This window comes from Pseudoalteromonas rhizosphaerae, assembly GCF_028885455.1.
Taxonomy (GTDB): domain Bacteria; phylum Pseudomonadota; class Gammaproteobacteria; order Enterobacterales; family Alteromonadaceae; genus Pseudoalteromonas; species Pseudoalteromonas rhizosphaerae.
In genome coordinates, this window is sequence record NZ_CP118496.1 from 1,874,759 (window position 1) to 1,890,059 (window position 15,301).

The following is a 15,301-nucleotide window of genomic DNA, read 5'->3' on the forward strand; positions in this document are numbered from 1 at the left end:
CATTTTTTATGTAGAGCAACAACATGTCAAAATTTCTGCCTTGTTATCACTGTATTTATCTGTCGTTATAAATGGTCAGCAACTTAACACTATTGGTATTATTGAGTTTTTTAGAGTCAGTTAATTAGTAAGATGCAACAATGCTTACGCCAGAAAATGCATTGTACCCTCTTAGTGTAATGTAATATTTACCGCCTTGTCCTGAGCCTAGGATACAGCTTTCATTATTACCATTTGCATATGGACGGCAGTCATACACACTAGTTGTAGCTTGTGCGCCTTTACGAACATATAAATCAGCGTCGCCCGTACCTCCAGACATACTAATATTCAACGAAGCATTTGCTGGTACTTCAATGGTGTAGACAAGTTCTTGATTTCGTGCGCCAGAAAGCCCTGTAATTGGCACGCCATTTGTTAAGCAATTGCTGCCACAGCTAGTGCCACCGCCAATTGTGCCAGTTAAACTTACACCACTGTATTGGCTGTAGCCATTGAGCATTACCCACCAATCGCCAGCTTGTGGGTTAGTGAATGTGCAGTTTTCTGTGTTGCCATTTTTATATGGTCTACAGTTGTAGCTACTAGTTGAAGGTTTTTGCCCTACCTGTACATACATATCAACATCGCCTGAACCACCATTGGTATCAAATGATAGCGATTCAGAACCCGCAGGAACAACGAGCTTATAAAAAGTGTTTGTACCTTGAGCGCCTGATACGTTAACGCTTTGTCCATTGGTCAGTTCATTTTCTTCTGGGGGGACAATAATGCCACCTTCTAATGTATAAAGTAACTCATTCGGTGAGCCAGATTTCGCATCAGACACTTTGTTTTTAGTACTTCGTTGGCTGAGCATAGTATCGATTTGTGATGGGCTCAAAGAGGGCGTTTCATCAAGGTATAGTGCAACGGCACCAGCAACATGAGGCGAGGCCATTGAGGTGCCACTGATAGTATTTGTTGATGTATTTGAGTTATACCATGCTGATTTAATACTTGAACCAGGTGCGTAGATATCTAAGCAGTTACCATAGTTTGAAAAACTTGAACGACTATCGCTGCTAGTCGTTGAGCCAACAGTTATGGCGTTCGCTGCACGAGCTGGTGAATAATTGCAGGCATTACTGTTGTCATTACCCGCAGCTACTACAAAACTTATTCCTGCTGCTACGGCATTGTTTACTGCGTCATCAGTTGCTTGTGAGGCGCCACCGCCTAAACTCATATTTGCAACTGAAGGTCCCGTCGCGTTATTTTTAACCCAGTTAATACCTGCAATAACCCCTGAGTTTGAGCCTGAACCATTACAACCTAGTACGCGCACACCTACGATGTTGACATTTTTAGCAACCCCGTAAGTACCACCACCAATCGTGCCGGCAACATGCGTACCATGTCCATTACAGTCTGTTGCATCTGAGTCGTTATCTATAAAGTCATAACCGTGAGATGCGCGATTGCCGAATTCATTGTGGCTTATACGTACACCTGTATCAATGACATACGCAGTTACGCCAGACCCATCAAAATCATAATAGTAATTTGAATTGAGAGGGAGGTCTTGTTGATCTATGCGGTCTAAGCCCCAGATTGCATTTGGTTGATTTGCGTTTGTTTGTGCCAAAGGGTTAATCGACATCATTTGATCTTGTTCAATGTAGTCAATATTCGGATTGCTAAGCATTTGTTGAATTGTTTTATCTGACGCATTGACAACAACACCGTTTAAAATGCCGCCAAATTCCTGAGCCACATCGATGTTATATAGGTTACTTAAACTCGCTGATTGTGAACTGGCAAAGTCAGCTATTGCATCACTACTTTGAACATTTAAAACGGAGGGAGTTTTAAATACAACGATATATTTACCTTCAATCGCGCGGCTTGTGTCGACGGACATAAGTTCTGCCGCATGAGTTTGCACCGCTGATAAACTGACTAAAACAGCAAAACTTAGAGTACTTAATTTACGCATTGTTTAATCCTTTTTGGATAGTTATTGTTTGAAACGCACTCCAAAAGATAGCTTTAATTAGCAATAAGTAAACATTCCGTTAACTTTAATTTAACTTAAATGTAAAAATATGTAAACAAGTGTAACTGTTTTGGTTTTTTGTAGCCTTATTATGAATCTAACACTTGCTTGCTTTTTAGTGCAATTATTTGAATTTAAGTGTTTTTAATATTGAGCGTATTGTTATTTTTGGCAGGATTATTTTTGAGGATTATTCAAAAGTACTGCGCCACTTTGGGTATCGCCTAAGTAATCGTCTTTATTGTAAATCGGGCACTTTGTCATTGACAGGCAACCGCAGCCGATGCAGCCGTCGACTCTGTCGCGTAGGCGCTGCATAAAAGCAATACGTTCATCAAGTTGTGCTTGCCAGTTTTTTGATAATGCTGACCAATCTTCTTTAGTGGGGGTTCGTTTATCAGGTAAAGTGGCGAGGGTTTGTTTGATTTCCTCAAGAGTAATGCCCATTGCTTGCGCTGCTTTGATGACCGCCACACGGCGCAGTACATCAGGCTTATAACGGCGTTGGTTGCCGTTGTTCCGCCAGCTGCGGATCAAGCCTTTGGTTTCGTAAAAGTGTAGCGCGGAGACTTTTACGCCGCTGCGTTTAGCTACAAAGCCCACAGTTAAATTAGCTTCAACAAGCTTTTTTTGTTGATCGGTCATAGTTTTCTTCTTTTTTATTAAAAATCAATTTTTAAGGTTGACCTCAATCTTACTTGAGGTTTTACGCTCTTTGCAACCATAAAAAAGGAGAAATAAAATGCAAGAAAAACCAATGCATAACACCGCTATTATTTATTCAAGTGGCCGTAAAAACGGTAATACTACGGCGCAAGTTAATGCCTATAGTAAGCAACAAAGCGGCATTGTTTTTTGCTTAGATGATTATGTTATTTCACCTTATCGCTACGATAAGCAGTATCACAATGATGATTTTTATAATTTGTTTGAAGTGTTACTTCGCTACGAACATTGGGTGTTCGCATCGCCTGTGTACTGGTATAACACCACGCCACAAATGAAAGCATTTATGGATAGGATCACAGATTACATGGATGACGAGGCGTTAAAACCGAAGCTTAGAACTTTACGTCAAAAACAGTTTTCACTATTGTCTAATGCCTCAACTCCCTCTGCGCCAGACGCCTTTATAGACATGTTTAAACAAACCTTTAATTATTTAGGAATGACTTTTAAAGCTCATTCACATGTACAGGCTGGTTAAATACGGGTAGGCTAAACAAAAAAGGATGATTTATGAAAACTTCACTTTTAGGCTTTGGCCTTCTTGCAACTAGCTTAACAACGATCGCTGCTGAGCCAACTCCTGTTATCAATGACTTTGGTTATTTTTACAATGTACCAGCTCATGTATCAAACTTAAGCCAAGCGCAGTTTAAAATTGCCTTTGATGTGGGGGATGGTGCAAAACATGGCGAGCAAAATAACCCTATTAATTCGTTAGCGCGCTTTATTAATATGCATGTTGCCCATGGGGTAAAGCCGGAAAACATCCAACTGGCCTTAGTCGTACACGGTAGCGCGAGCGTTGATATGCTGGAAAACAGCGTTTATAAAAGCCGCTTTGATGTTGATAATAAAAACCAGTCTTTGATCACCCAGCTACTTGCTAATAATACGGTTGTGTATGTGTGCGGGCAGTCGGCAATGCATATGAAGGTAGCACCAGAGCAGCTTATTCCTGGGGTGAAAATGGCGCTTTCTGCAATGACCGCTCATGCGCAGTTACAGCAACAAGGCTACACGCTGAATCCATTTTAAAATGAATATTTTGTGTTTTGGTGATTCGAATACCTTTGGTATTTCTCCTGTTGATGGGAAACGGTTGGCTGCATGTGAGCGCTGGCCAGGTATACTACAACAATTAGGTGATGGTCATGAGGTTATCGAGGCAGGGCAGCCGAATAGAACCTTAGTGAACAATCCGCCTTTTGATGGTGATAAGTCAGGGATTAAATATTTAAAACCTTACCTTGAAGTGCACACCGTTGACATTGTTATTATTCAGCTTGGAACCAATGATTTAAAAGCACGTTTTGCACTGTCTGCTATCGATATTGGCAAAGCGCTTGAGGAGTTAATTTTAGCCATTAAAGCCTTTTATCACTGTAAAACAATACCAAAGATAATCATTATAAGCCCGCCCAAGGTTCATGAAGTGGGAAGTTATAAAAGCATTTACGCAGGTGCAGGTAAAAAAGCTGAACAATTATCCATTGAGTTCAAAGCCGCCGCTGAACGTCACACGTGTGAATTTATTGATGCCTTCTTGTTTATTAAGCCTTGTCAGTATGAGGGGGTGCACTGGCCATCTTGTGAACATAAAAAGCTCGCAGATAATTTATATCAGTATATTTTAGAGCAAAGAACGTGATACTTTTTTATATGACTTGCCAACTTTTACAATCGTACCTGAGATTAGCTCAATATAGTCATTACTAACTGCAACAACCTTATTTTTATTGATTAAAAATGATTTATGAGTTTGCAAGAATGAGCCATCAAGTTGTACTGAGAGCCGCTTAAGTGTGCTTGTTGCAAGTATCACTTGGTCAGCTAGGTGAACTCTTACATAATTTCCATACGCCTCAATGTATTCAATACTATCTAAGTTGATCTTACGTTTTTCACGGTCAACTTTAAGAATGATGCTTGATTGCGGCTGTGTTGAAAACTGATTCTCACGAATTATAACTTTGTTGAGTGCTTGCTCAAGCCTCTCTGCCGATACGGGCTTTAGCAAATAATCAGTTACATTGAGTTCAAAGCCTTCAAAGGCATACTCTTGATAAGCACTGACTATAATTACTTGCGGTGGTTTAGCGAGCGCTTTGAGTAACTCTAACCCCGATAACTCTGGCATATTGATGTCTAAAAAGACTAAATCGACGTCTAACTTTGCCAAGTCATATAAAGCATCTTTTGCGCTATAGTATTGGCCAACAATATTAATTGTAGGGTGAGCTGCTAAGTGGTGCTGAATTACGAGGTGTGCGAGTGGCTCATCATCGATTATCAATGCGTTTAACATGATGAAAGCTCCAAAGTGAGTGTAGTTTGCCAAATATTATGTTGACTATTTGTAATCAGAGAATAGCTATTTGGGTACAGAAGTTCCAGTCTTCGCTTTAAATCTCTTCGGGTTTATTCCCCGCCGCTTGCGGCGTAGTATTGAGTAATGAGCGAATTTATACATAAAAGCCACAATGTGACAGTTTTACTTTATCACTTAGTTTTCCCTGCAAAATATAGAAGAGCAGTTCTTGATGTGGGAGTTGATAGGGCAATCACAGAAATTTGTGTTGAAATAGAAAAACGTTACGAAATCAAATTTTTAGAAATTGGGACGGATGAAGATCATATTCATTTTTTAGTTCAGTCAGTACCAACCTACAGCATTACAAAGTTGGTAACGATGATTAAAAGTTTAACGGCAAGAGAGGTTTTTAAAAAGTGCCCTCATGTTAAAAAGCAGTTATGGGGTGGAGAGTTTTGGTCAGATGGTTATTTTGCAAGTACGGTAGGAAAACATGGTGACGAATCAATGATAAGAAAGTATGTGAAAAACCAAGGAAATAATTATGACCAACTCCATTCGGATCATCAGTTAGCTATGTTCTAACCAAATACCCCGCTCACGAAGTGAGTTCTGCGTTAGCAGAAGGGCTTGCCCCGGGGATGTTTATTTGTTCAGTCCCATGCCAGAATCATTTTGTTGTTTTTGTTGGTGGATGGTGTTTGCGCAATACAGCGTTAGTGTATTGCTACTGACTGTGAGTTCAAAGGTTATTTCTGTTTGCTGTGATGTTGGCTCTACACCATGTTTAATAGCATTTTCTAATATAATAATGAGTAGCAGTGGGGCTATTTTTAATTTACCAGGGTTACTTGGCCAAACAAGGTTAAATTGGCACTTGTCACCACTTCTGATCTGCTGTAATTCGATAAAGTCTTTAAGATAATTAATTTCTTGGGTTAAGAAAACCTGTTGTTTTTGACCTTCGTAGACCGTGTATCGAAGTAAATTGGCAAGTTGCATCACCAACTGCGGTGCATTATCTGATTTAGTGAGTGTTAATGCATATAAGTTATTTAGTGTGTTGAATAAAAAGTGCGGGTTAATTTGTTGTTGTAGTAACGTCAGTTCTGTTTCAGTTTGCTGCTTGGCAATCACATTTAATTTATTATGCTGCTGTTGGCGTTCAAAGGCTAAAATAATTGGCGTGCTAACGCTAAGAAAGAAAAACATAAACTGGTAGTTATACTTACTAAAAAGGCTTCGAGTTCCACTTGGTGTTAAATTTACAACCTCTGTAGGCAGATCATTGATGGGCAGTAAAAGCACACCCGCAGTGAGGGTGGGTGTAAGCAAAGCAATAAAAATTAAACATGCAGCGAGAAAAGTAAACACACCATGGTTTGTTAATATTTGGCGGATCAATATGTATCGGTTAAATAAGTACAAACAAAAAATGATAGCTGTGTATACGCTTAGCTGCCAAAAGTAAGTTAGGAATTGATTAAATTGGGTAAATACTTTGCTTATGTCAAGGATCAGGTCTAAAGGTTGATTTAGCATCGGGTTTGTATGCGTATTAAGTACGCCAGCCATAATTAAAGACCACGATACTAATACTAAAATAACCATATTATCGAGAGATGTTAATGAGTTAAACCACTTTGAAGTTAATGAGTTTTGTGCGCTACTAACTCGCTTTAACATTAGCCAAATAAGACTCGCGAATGCAGAGAGTATCCAGCATTGTGCGTCGAGGTATTGCCAATTAGCAAACGCAGAAGACATTATATTTACCAGGTAGACAAGAGAAGGATACGCAACAAAGCCTAATAGCCACACTACAACTGAGCGTTTAAGTGGCAATTTAAATGCTAAAGCGTGAGCAGCTAAAAAAGGCAAGCACTCTAAAAATAGTTGCCCATTAATTAGCGTGTAGAGCTCGGCTGAGTCTTGCTTTAATGATAGATAGCGAATGTGTGCTTCTAGCATTATTGCAGCAATAACGGGTAGTAAAACAACCACATAATGTAAGTTTAATCGTTGCCACCGCGCTGAAATAGCTGCCTGCATACTACACTCCATGTACATCGTGCTTAATGATATATGTTATTAAGTTTAAATGAATTACTTCACTTAGTTCAGCAAAATAATGATCAAAGGTCGTTTTTTAATGACAACTGCAAAATATTTGCTTTCATCCTTTAATTCAATGTGTTGATCATTGCTATGTAGCTTATTGTGCGGTGCTTTCTTAATGTGATTATTAATCAATTAAGGAACATAACGATGCTAACACTTACAAATATTAATAAAAAATACGCAGATGGTACCCAAGCATTAAGTGATATATCTATTACTTTACCAACCGGTATGGTGGGATTACTTGGGCCAAATGGGGCGGGTAAATCAAGCTTAATGCGCACGCTTGCGTGTTTGCAAAGCGTTGATACTGGTCAGGTGAACTTTGACGGTTTAGATGTGTTGCAACACCCCGAACAGATGCGCAAGCAGCTTGGCTATTTACCGCAACAGTTTGGTGTTTATCCAAATATGAGTTGTATTGCTTTGCTAGAGCATATCGCAATTTTAAAGGGCCTTGATAGAAAAGACCGACAGCAGCAAATAAGTGAGCTCTTGGCGCTATTAAATTTATCTCAGTTTGCAAGCAAAAAGGTGAGCCACTTTTCTGGTGGGATGAAACAACGCTTTGGTATTGCTCAAGCGTTGCTAGGCTCCCCTAAGCTGATTATTCTAGATGAACCAACCGCAGGGCTTGACCCTGCTGAGCGCGAAAGTCTCAATAATTTATTGGTGACGATTAGTAAACAGCGCTTGGTGTTGTTATCTACCCACATAGTAGAAGACATAGAAAATCAGTGTCATTTTGTCGCGATGATCAACCAAGGTCGGTTAATTCAAAGTGGTGAAGTGGCAGCACTCATTAAGCCATTGCATGGTTGTGTATGGCTACTGGAGAGCCTTCCTAGTGTGTTACCGCAAGAGAGCTTTGTATTAAGCCAAAGTTATCGATACGGCAAGCCTTCATTTCGAGTTTATGCCACAACGGCTCCCGCTGAGCGTGCAAGACCTGGCGAAGTGACACTGCAAGATAGCTATTTTTATGAGTTGAAATTGCGAGGTAGTAACACATGCTACTGATCAACGAACTACATTATGTACTTCGCCAGCCTTTGCTTTGGCTTTGCTTTGTAACTGCCCCTTTATTTGCGTTTACATTGTCATCAGGTTTAGCCGTCGAAGGCAGCGACGCTATAAATCAATTTAAATTACATCTAGTTGCACTGCAAATGATACAACTAGCTTTACTTACAGGTGCGCTTGCACCGACATTTTTTTTACGTGATCAAATACACAATATGCAAGAGCTGGTGGCAGTGACACCTATCACGTTTAAACAAAGCGCATTGCTACGTGTGGGGGCGTTGGTGTTGTGTGTGTTTGTGATTGTGCTTATCAGTATGCTAGTAATGGTGGTTATGCAAGTACACAGCAAAGGGTTTGACTGGCAAATCATTAATCAACTGGTTGTTAATAGTCTTTTTGTGCTGCTTCCTAATAGTTGTTTGCTTGGTGTAATTGCATTCTGGTTTTGTCAAAAATTCAGCAGTGCTCTGGTGAACTATGTTGTATTTGCAGTTTTATGGATTGGCTACTTACTGCTTGCAAGTGTCACGGGTAACCCCATATTGGCGGGAAGTAGTATTATCAGTGAAACTAGTTATCAACTGTTTATATGGTTAGATCCTTTCGCATACACTGCAATTATAGGTAGCTTTGTTGAGCCTCAGGGCTGGGTTATAGCCATTAATAGGGTGCTGATACTGTTACTCACAACCGTTATCTACTTTAGTGCGGCGGCAGCGAGTAATGTGTTTAACTCGTTCAATAAGCGGGTAAAAAATGCAGTGAGTAATCTACAATCCGTTATAGTAGCAAGTGCTTCGTACCAACCTGTGGCTGCAAAAAACCATGAACTGCCGATATTTATCGCATGCTATAAAGTAGCGCTTTTCAATGTTTTAAAGCATCCAATAACACTGTTAATTTTATTAGCTTGGCCAGCCATGGTGTTTAATAATGTAGCCTCTTCTTCTGCTTATGCTGAGCCATTGAGTGTAATCAGCGCAACCAGCATCGATGCAATTAGTCACTATGCTTTTGATATGCAAATACTGTTTGGGTGTTTGCTGATGGTGCTTTGGAGCTGGCAAATCAGTTGCTATGCACGGCGCTTTAACATGGCTGAGCTAATTGCTGCTACGCCGATCAAAACGGCCACTATTTTATATAGTCAATTATTGGTATTGGCTACCCTGGTTATTATTTTTTCAACGATGAGCTTTGTTGGTGCTTCTTTGTCACAATGGTTTATTCATAGCCAATATGACGCGTACGATCATGTATATGTTCTGTGTTTAACGGCACTGCCCCTAATGATGATTGCATGGGTAACGGTGTGTGTGTTTAATTTGTGTCGTTCAATACTGATTACAGGGCTGGTTGTTTTTGTAATGCTAATACTCAAATTTACACCAGTTATGACTTATTTAGGATTCACACACACATTTTGGAGCCTAGCTTGGACGCCATTGCAGCCACCGAGTGAATTTTGGGATTATCGGGCCAGTATTAGCAGTTATTGGCCTTATATACAGGTGTGGTTGTTTGCCTGTGTAAGTTTTATATTGCTAACGTGTGTATTTAGTCACCGCGGTGCAGGGCTTGATAGGCGTGCGGTTGTACGAAAAGATGCATGGCTAATAATGCCTGTGTTGCTCTGTGTTGGTTTATTTGTGCAATTACACCTACGGTTAGTTGATGAAAAGCCCCTTACCAATTCACATAAACGTGAGGCCTTTAAAGCGGATTATGAAAAAACCTTTGCAGGCTGGCAGCATAAGTTGCAACCTCAGGTTAGTCATATTGATGCAAAAATTGATTTTTACCCGCATCAGCAGTTAGCAAAGTTTGATCTGGCTTACACCTTAAAAAACTCTCATCCAATGGCCATTAAGCAAATTTTAGTCGGCAGAGCTGGGTTTTATAAGTGGGCGAAGGTGAAGATTGCAGGTGCGACACAAATTGCTTTTTATCCTGACTTAAATCAGGCTGTATATGAGTTTGACGTTGCAATAAAACCACATGAAACACGACAATTAACAACACAATTTGAAGTACATCAAGCGAAATTGTGGCCTGCTGGTGGACATCAAATAATTACGCCTGAATTTAGTTATATTCGAGCAGTTCCGGTGCTGCCAACCATTGGCTATCAAATCAACTATGAGTTAACAGATACAAGCTTACGAGCTCAATATGGTTTGCAACAAAAGCCTCGCCCTTTAGCTTCAGCGTTACTTACTAAAGGGCAAAATAGACCAGCACACTATGAGCGTATAACGATGTCGAGCACAGTATCAACGGCAACGGGGTACCAAGTTGTGACACAGGGCAAGCAAATTACGCATCAACGTGAACAGGGTCGTGAAATATTTAAGTTTAAAACAGTGTCTGCAATTAATAACTTACCAGCTTGGCTGTCAGTGCCTTTTAATGCTGAAACTAAAAAACATGATGGTGTTACTTTACAAGTATTTGCAAAAAAACAAGAGCCGATTGAGCGTTCAGATGCAATTGCCGTTAACTTTCAAGCAATGATGGACACACTTGATTGGTTTAAAAATAATATTGTTGCGTATAAAGCCAAGCAATTAAGCTTAATTGCAGCTCCCCCATTTGGTGGCACTGGGTATGCTTTACCACAAATTATATTAATTGAGGATAAAGTTGGGTTTAGGGCTCGTCCAAGCGTTGGTGCTGGCTTTGATCAGCGTTATCGCCGTGCAGTGCATGAAACCGCGCATCAGTGGTTTGGCCATGATATAGGTAATAGTGTGCCTGCAGATAGTGCCTTTTTAATGGAATCGATGGCTAAATATATCGAATTAGTCGTGTTAGAAAAACGCTACGGTAAAACCGCTATGAACGCATTAGTTGATTATGAAACAAAGCGTTATGAGCAGGCATCGCGCATGGATATTACCGCTAAAATGGCGTTGATTGATTCAACAAAAAATTATGATCAATACTCAAAAGCCACCATCGTATTTGCAAAACTAAGGGCTAAAGTAGGCGATGAAGCGATAACTAGTGCACTTAAGTCAGTATGGCAAGAGTATGCTTATCCAAATCGGCCTGCGACAGCAATGGATTTTATTCGGACATTGAAACAGCAGGTTGAGGAGCAGCATATTGCATTTATCAATTCGCTGTTTTTAGACGTTTAAGTGAACTAAACGCCACAATTTGCAAACCGTGGCTTGGTTTTTATGCTTAGCTTAGTGGCTGATAAAATGCGCGTAGTTTAAATAGTCGTGATTATTAAATAACCCGCTTTGTAGTTTAATATTACTTAAAGCCGCGTATAATGCGCGGCTTATTTTTAGTGTCTGTATGGTGTTTTTTGAAGTCGATACTCAAACAGTATGGTGTGGTATTTATCTTGTTAAGCTTATTAACGGGCTTAATAGGCGCATTTGTTAATCCACTAATGAGTTTGTTTATTGTTGAAGGCTTACAAAGCCCACCTATATATTTGGGTGTGTACACTACAGGTGTCACTTTGATGGGCATTCTCTTTAGCCAATGGTTAGGTGGATTGGCCGATAAGGGCGTGAGTGCTAAAAAGATGTTTATGATTGCGGTCTCTGGCATGGGGATGGCGTTAATTTTGTTTGCCAACGCAACGTCTTTTTGGCAGGTATTTGCTGCCGGAGTACTCTTGCTGTCGATGGGCAATGCCGCGATACCGCAAGTTATGACTATTGCTCGCCAGTGGGCTGATGAGCAAGATCATATTGATATCACCCAGTTTAATACTCGCCTTAGAGCGGCAATTTCATTTGCATGGGTCGCAGGCCCGCCGCTTGGCTATTTACTTGCATCAGGAGTTGCCTTTAGTCGCTCATTTTATACCGCAGCTACGTTTGCGTTGTTGGCATTAATTTTTGCAATGAAGTTTTTGCCCAGTGTTAAAGCTAACGACAAAGCTAAAAAAGCTGAGCCAAATCAGCCGATCAATCAATCGTTTTGGGCTTTAGGTGCTGCTATAACCTTTGGCTCAATTGGCAATATTATGTACGCCAGTGCCTTACCGCTTTATACAATTAATGAACTGGGCTTTGCCAATAATATACCTGGAATATTTATGGGCATGGTGGCATTAATCGAGATCCCTGTAATGTTGTATAGCGCAAAGCTCAGTAAACGCATCACTAAAACAGGCTTGTTAGGTTTTGCTTTTAGTTGCGCTATTTTGTTCTATATTGGCGTATTTTTTGCCGATCAAGTATGGCAATTCTTTGTACTGCAAGGTGTAAATGCTATTTTTTATGGGATCTTTGCGGGTATCGGCCTGACTATTTTACAAGAGCAACTGCCATCACGAATTGGTTTTACCTCTGCTTTTTATGGCAATGCCATTAAAGTAGGGGTCATGCTTGGCACTGCCAGTACCGGTTTAATTGCACAGTGGTTTAGTTTTCGTTTTGCCACGCTAGGCTCGCTTATTGCGGCAAGCATTGCTATGACTTTTTTAATAATATTTAGTTATTTAAAGCGCCAAGAGAGCGAGTCGCAAGAGCCGATTTTTGCTCAAAACGTGATTTAAAAAAGCCGCAGTGTATTAACCACCACGGCTTTGGGTATTGATCCAGGGAGATGGGGGTTAGAATTCGTAGCTTACGCTTAAGCGTGTTGTACGAGGCATAATGTAACGGCCATTGGGCGCGTCAGCATTACGTGGGTCGCCTTCAGTAATACCTTGCTCGTTGGTTAAGTTATCAATTGCTAATTGCAGTTTGATCCCTTCCATTGGCTCAAGGATAAAACCTAAGTCAACTTTTTCGTAGCCATCAAGTGTCACTGTGTTTTCATTATTACCAAAGCGGTCATCTACTGCTGACAAAGTACCATAGAGTGTGGCGTACATGCCGTCTACTTCAAAGTCATAGCTTGGTGTTACACGTACTTGCCATTTAGGCTGGCGCTGTGCTTCATTGCCTTTATTTTCTGGACTTTCAGTGATTTCGGTTTGTTGTAATGTGGTATTTAAATTAACAGAAAAGCCAGATTCATGATTAAAGTTGTAATCAAGTTCAACACCATACGCTTCGTTGGTTAAAATTTCAGCTGGCACACCCGGGCGACTTACAAAGGTATCGCCTTTGACTTCGTTGGTAAATAAAGTGGCAAAAAAGTCAGTGCTTTGAGTGATCAGTTTATAGCCAAGTTCAGCTTGAGTGACTTCTTTAATTAGTTTTTCACCCCCTTGGTATGCGCCAAAATTATCTCTAAAGTCATCAAAATATGGCATTTTATAACCACGGTTAACACGTGCAAACACACCCATGTCGTCATTAATTGAATAGTTTAAACCGGTTGTCCATGAGGTTTTACTTTCATCATAATCAACAGCTTTAGTGATAATACCGTCAAGGTCTTCATCAACACTGTACTGCACATCATGGTTTTCTTTACGTACACCTAAATCAAGTGTAAATGCATCTGCAAATTTATATTGGCCTGTAAAGTAAAGGGCATTGGTGCGTGCATCGCCTGTTGAGCTGATATCGTAATTAAAACCACACCCATCAGTGTTTTGGTTACATTCAATACCATTTAATAATTCACCACCGGCTTCCAGCACATGATACGCCGTATTCCCTAAGCTCCACCAATCGCTCGCAGATGTGCTTGCTGTGTAATAACCAAAAGTGGCTGAAACGTCACCAAATTGTTTTGAAAAAGCTAAGTCGTTAGTAAACGAGCTTATTTCTTTTAATACTACCCAGCGACCCAGTTGCTGAATCGCAGTGTCACTAGCGTATTCGGTGTCAGTCACCGCACCAAATGCAGTTTGACCATTGTCGGCCACTTCACCAACCGTCGTTGCTGAGCCATTGGGTACTAGACCAAATGTATTGGCATCGCCTTTGGTAATGTTAAAACGATCAATAAATTGCCAGCCATTATCAAATTCAAGTTTAATACTACCGCCGGATACATGGCCATCCCATCCTCGGCCATCACCTAGGTCAATGTCGTGTGCTTGCGCATTTGGGCCGGTAAAAATCGTCGCTTGACGGTTAAGTGTGCCAAGTTGGGTATATTCAGCATCAATGCCATTAACATTGAGTGGTGTTGGTAAGTACCATGCGCCATGATCGTCTGTTTGACGGGTATAAAAGTTAAGCTCGCCATTGTCTAACTCTTTAGTTATGTTAATTGTAAATTGGCTGCCTTTTTCAGAAGTAAAGCCTGCATCACGGATACCTGGAGAGCTTTTAACATAGCCGCCTACCATAAAATATAGGTCGTCAGTGATTTCACCACTTACTACAGCATCAACTCGCTGTAAGTCGTAATCTGAGGTGGTGTATTTAAATAAGCCTTGAGTATCTTCACTGCCACGTTTTAATCTAAAGTTGGTTGTTAAACCAGGCTGACCATTGGATAGCACAGGGTTAGGACCACCACGCAGTGCTTCCATTGTTTCAATTGTTTCATCGATTCTAAATAACGATGAGTTTTCTAAAAATGAAAGAGTAGGCGCAGGGTAAACTGGCGAGCCTTCAATACTGAGTGTTAAAAATGGCGCATCACCACCTCCCGGAAACCCACGCACAAACACGTTGGCACCAGACTCACCGCCAGAGCTTTCAACCCACACACCGGGAACGGCTTTAAATAAGTCAGCAGTACTTTTAGGTGATAATTTTATAATTTGTGATGAATCAATATTTGTTACAGCGTAGCTGGCATCAATTTTTCTGATCCCAACACCTGCGGGTGTACCAGAAACGACAATTCGCTCAACTTTTTTATCTGTGGTTGTTTGCGCGCTTGTTGCTGGTTGTTCTGCAAGCACGGTTTGACTGGATAGCGCTAAAATAATAGCGCAAGCAAGTTTGCTTGGTGTGTGTGTTGTTGTCATGTTGGTATTCCCATTTTTTGTTCGTTATTTAAAAAACTATAAATAACAAAGCACTAACTAATTTAATGAAATGTTAATGCTGTGTTCTTTTAAACCTTAGAACTTTATGCAAACGTTTGCAATTATTTTTTTAACTTTCTGTATTATTTTTATACACGGTTATGTTTATGACTAAATTTAGGCCTTGGCGCAGCCTAATTTTAATAATGATGGTATATTGCAACTT

The 15,301-nt window shown here is 40.4% G+C and carries 12 protein-coding genes; 7 read left to right on the top strand and 5 right to left on the bottom strand.

Features of this window, described 5'->3' with window-relative positions:
* Nucleotides 1-124 precede the first annotated feature (124 nt).
* Together PVK79_RS08045 and soxR are read right to left on the bottom strand one after the other, a co-directional pair.
* Nucleotides 125-1,978: a S8 family peptidase gene (locus PVK79_RS08045; RefSeq protein ID WP_257326875.1), complete on the bottom strand. Its 1,854-nt coding sequence runs from the start codon at nucleotides 1,976-1,978 to the stop codon at nucleotides 125-127.
* Between the two features lie 237 nt (nucleotides 1,979-2,215).
* The gene (gene soxR, locus PVK79_RS08050) at nucleotides 2,216-2,683 is read right to left on the bottom strand and encodes a redox-sensitive transcriptional activator SoxR (RefSeq protein ID WP_145234554.1); all 468 of its coding nucleotides are present in this window, start codon (nucleotides 2,681-2,683) and stop codon (nucleotides 2,216-2,218) included.
* 97 nt (nucleotides 2,684-2,780) lie between these two features.
* Here soxR and PVK79_RS08055 point away from each other — a divergent pair, with 97 nt between their 5' ends.
* Genes PVK79_RS08055 through PVK79_RS08065 form a run of 3 tightly spaced genes read left to right on the top strand, consistent with a single transcriptional unit; the run spans nucleotide 2,781 to nucleotide 4,415 of the window.
* Complete coding sequence (locus PVK79_RS08055) at nucleotides 2,781-3,245, top strand: flavodoxin family protein (protein WP_257326876.1); 465 nt, start codon at nucleotides 2,781-2,783, stop codon at nucleotides 3,243-3,245.
* 32 nt (nucleotides 3,246-3,277) lie between these two features.
* Nucleotides 3,278-3,802, top strand: a complete 525-nt coding sequence (locus PVK79_RS08060; protein ID WP_257326877.1) for a DsrE family protein — start codon at nucleotides 3,278-3,280, stop codon at nucleotides 3,800-3,802.
* A gap of 1 nt (nucleotide 3,803) precedes the next feature.
* The gene (locus PVK79_RS08065) at nucleotides 3,804-4,415 is read left to right on the top strand and encodes a GDSL-type esterase/lipase family protein (protein ID WP_257326878.1); all 612 of its coding nucleotides are present in this window, start codon (nucleotides 3,804-3,806) and stop codon (nucleotides 4,413-4,415) included.
* On the opposite strand, the gene PVK79_RS08070 is transcribed toward PVK79_RS08065, so the two are convergent.
* On the bottom strand, nucleotides 4,398-5,072 hold the full coding sequence (locus PVK79_RS08070; RefSeq protein ID WP_257326879.1) for a LytR/AlgR family response regulator transcription factor: 675 nt from the start codon (nucleotides 5,070-5,072) through the stop codon (nucleotides 4,398-4,400). The genes PVK79_RS08065 and PVK79_RS08070 overlap by 18 nt on opposite strands.
* Before the next feature lie 147 nt (nucleotides 5,073-5,219).
* Here PVK79_RS08070 and tnpA point away from each other — a divergent pair, with 147 nt between their 5' ends.
* Nucleotides 5,220-5,663 carry an IS200/IS605 family transposase gene (gene tnpA / locus PVK79_RS08075; protein ID WP_182700879.1) on the top strand — a complete coding sequence of 148 codons (444 nt, stop codon included), beginning with the start codon at nucleotides 5,220-5,222 and terminating at the stop codon, nucleotides 5,661-5,663.
* Nucleotides 5,664-5,723: 60 nt separating this feature from the next.
* Here tnpA and PVK79_RS08080 read toward each other — a convergent pair whose 3' ends face one another.
* Nucleotides 5,724-7,130, bottom strand: coding sequence for a sensor histidine kinase (locus PVK79_RS08080; RefSeq protein ID WP_257326880.1), 1,407 nt, complete (start codon nucleotides 7,128-7,130; stop codon nucleotides 5,724-5,726).
* 216 nt (nucleotides 7,131-7,346) lie between these two features.
* On the opposite strand from PVK79_RS08080, the gene PVK79_RS08085 reads away from it, so the two are divergent.
* The 3 genes from PVK79_RS08085 to PVK79_RS08095 all read left to right on the top strand — a co-directional run bounded on the left by PVK79_RS08085 (nucleotide 7,347) and on the right by PVK79_RS08095 (nucleotide 12,750).
* Nucleotides 7,347-8,219, top strand: a complete 873-nt coding sequence (locus PVK79_RS08085) for an ABC transporter ATP-binding protein (RefSeq protein ID WP_145234543.1) — start codon at nucleotides 7,347-7,349, stop codon at nucleotides 8,217-8,219.
* Complete coding sequence (locus PVK79_RS08090; RefSeq protein WP_257326881.1) at nucleotides 8,210-11,368, top strand: M1 family aminopeptidase; 3,159 nt, start codon at nucleotides 8,210-8,212, stop codon at nucleotides 11,366-11,368. The genes PVK79_RS08085 and PVK79_RS08090 overlap by 10 nt, the downstream gene beginning before the upstream one ends.
* Before the next feature lie 176 nt (nucleotides 11,369-11,544).
* Nucleotides 11,545-12,750, top strand: coding sequence for a sugar efflux transporter (locus PVK79_RS08095; RefSeq protein WP_257326882.1), 1,206 nt, complete (start codon nucleotides 11,545-11,547; stop codon nucleotides 12,748-12,750).
* Between the two features lie 57 nt (nucleotides 12,751-12,807).
* Here the strand turns inward: PVK79_RS08095 and PVK79_RS08100 are convergent, their stop codons facing one another.
* On the bottom strand, nucleotides 12,808-15,075 hold the full coding sequence (locus PVK79_RS08100) for a TonB-dependent receptor (protein WP_257326883.1): 2,268 nt from the start codon (nucleotides 15,073-15,075) through the stop codon (nucleotides 12,808-12,810).
* Between the last annotated feature and the right edge of the window lie 226 nt (nucleotides 15,076-15,301).